This window comes from Kitasatospora sp. NPDC059571 (assembly GCF_042735675.1).
Taxonomy (GTDB): domain Bacteria; phylum Actinomycetota; class Actinomycetes; order Streptomycetales; family Streptomycetaceae; genus Kitasatospora.
On record NZ_JBHWBW010000761.1, the window covers coordinates 1 to 2028 of the forward strand.

At 80.3% G+C, this 2028-nt stretch carries 1 protein-coding gene and 1 pseudogene; one reads left to right on the top strand and one right to left on the bottom strand.

The window, feature by feature from the left end:
* Nucleotides 1–114 (bottom strand): annotated as a pseudogene (locus ACFV0G_RS38745) (transposase); the annotation flags it as partial.
* Here ACFV0G_RS38745 and ACFV0G_RS38750 point away from each other — a divergent pair.
* Nucleotides 94–1968 (top strand): helix-hairpin-helix domain-containing protein, encoded by a 1875-nt coding sequence (locus ACFV0G_RS38750; protein ID WP_380558414.1) that lies wholly within the window; start codon nucleotides 94–96, stop codon nucleotides 1966–1968. The pseudogene ACFV0G_RS38745 and the gene ACFV0G_RS38750 sit on opposite strands and share 21 nt — an antisense overlap.
* Nucleotides 1969–2028 lie beyond the last annotated feature (60 nt).

Genomic DNA, 2028 nt, shown 5'->3' on the forward strand with positions numbered 1-2028 from the left:
CAGGGTCTGCCACGAGCCGTAGCGATCAGGCACGTCACGCCAGGCCGAGCCGGTCCGCAGCTTCCACACGATCCCGTTCAGCACCACCCGGTCGTGGGACCAGGGGCGCGCCGGCGCCCCCCCCCGCCGCGCCCCCGCGCCCCGCCCGCGGCCGCCGAGGTGCTCACCGCCGGCGGCGCCCCGGCCGACCTGGCCGCGCCCGCCGTCGCCGCGCTCGGCGAGCGCGCCGCCGAGCAGCTGCGCGAGGACCCGTGGGCCGTCCTCACCCTGCCCGGGATCCGCCCCGAGCAGGCGGACGGCTTCGCGCGGGGCCTGCTCGGCCCGGCCGCCGGCCCCGGCGACGCGCGCCGCGCCCGGGCCCTGGTGCCGTGGCTGCTGGAGCAGGCCGCCCTGCGCGGCCACTCCGCGCAGGAGATCGCCGAGGTGTCCGCCGGCCTCCAGCGGCTCGGCCTGCCCGAGCCCGCCGCCGCCCTCCAGGAGGTCGTGGTGGACGGCCTGGTGATGGCCTTCCAGGAGGAGCTCCCGGGCCACCGCGGCAACGACGAGGAGGAGCCGCCGACCCGCACCCTGCTCGCGCTGGAGCGCCTCGCGCTCGCCGAGGAGAGCCTCGGCGAGGGCCTCGTCCGGGTGCTCTCCACCCTCGTCCCCGGCAGTGACGAGGAGGGCCCGGAGGAGGACGCCGAGCAGCCCGCCGACGGCGCGGAGGACGCCGGGGAGGCGGCGGACGAGGACGTACCCGGGGCGGACGAGGCCGGCGACCACGCCCCGGCCCGGCCCGGCCCGGCCGCCTGGGCCGCCGCGGCCGAGGCCGCGCCCTCCCCGTCGGCCGCCGCCCTGATCCGCGCGGTCGCCGACAGCGCCCTGGTCGTGCACACTGGCGGCGAGGCCTCCCGCGCCGAGCTCGCCGCCCTGCTGGCGGCCGCCCACGGCCTCGGCCTGCGGGCCTGGGCCGCGCCGTGGACGGACCACGGGCGCACCGTGCTGGCCGGGCTGCTGGCCGGCTCGCCCGCCGCAGAGCGGCTCACCACGCTGGGCGACCTGCTCGGCGGCGCGGCCGGCCCCGGCCGGGGCGACGACGGCACCCTCGCCCTGGACGTGCTGGTCGTCCCCGACGCCCAGCTGCTCGACGTCGAGCTCGCCGCCACCCTGCTGGAGGCGGTCGGCGACGGCACCCGGCTGGTGCTCGGCGCCGACCCGGCGCAGCTCTGGTCCGCGGGCCCCGGCCGCTTCCTGGCCGATCTGGCCGGCTCGAAGCTCTGTCCGGTGGTCGCCTCCCGCACCCCTGACCCCGGGCCGATCGGCGAGCTGGTCTCCGGGATCTCGGTCGGCGAGCTGCTGCCCGTCGACGCCCCCGGCAAGGAGGTGGTGGTGCTCGCCGTGCAGAGCGCGGAGGAGGCCGTCCACCGGGCGGTCCAGCTGCTCGCCGACTCCATTCCGCGCGCCCTGGGCATCCCCGCCGAGCAGGTGGTGCTGCTGACCCCGGGGCACGGCGGCAGCGCCGGCACCCGGGCGCTCAACGCCGCGGCCAAGGCCCGGCTGAACCCGGGCCCGGGTGCCTTCGGCGGCTTCGACCCGGGCGACCGGGTCGCCTGGTCGCCCGCGGCCGGGGTGACCCTGCCGGGGCGGGTGGTCGACGGCGACGCCGCCGGCCTGCACCTGGAGCTGTCGGACGGCAGCAGCCTCACCCTCGCGCCGGACCGGGTCGCCCGGCTGCGGCACGGCTGGGCCCTCACCGCCCACCAGGCGGTCGGCCGCCGCTGGCCCGGCGTGGTGGCCGTCGTCCCCGGTGACGCGGGCGGCCTGACCCGGCAGTGGGTCTGCACCGCGTTCGGGCGCGCCGAGCAGCACCTGTCCGTCCTGCACCCGGCCGGCCCGCTGCTCGCCCAGGCGGTGGCCGAGCGCCCCGCCGCGGAGCGCACCACCCGGCTGCGGGCGATCCTCGCCGAGCAGGCCGGCCAGGAGTACTGACCGGGCCGGCGACGGGCCGCACACACGCCGGAGGGGCGGAGGCACACGGCCTCCGCCCTG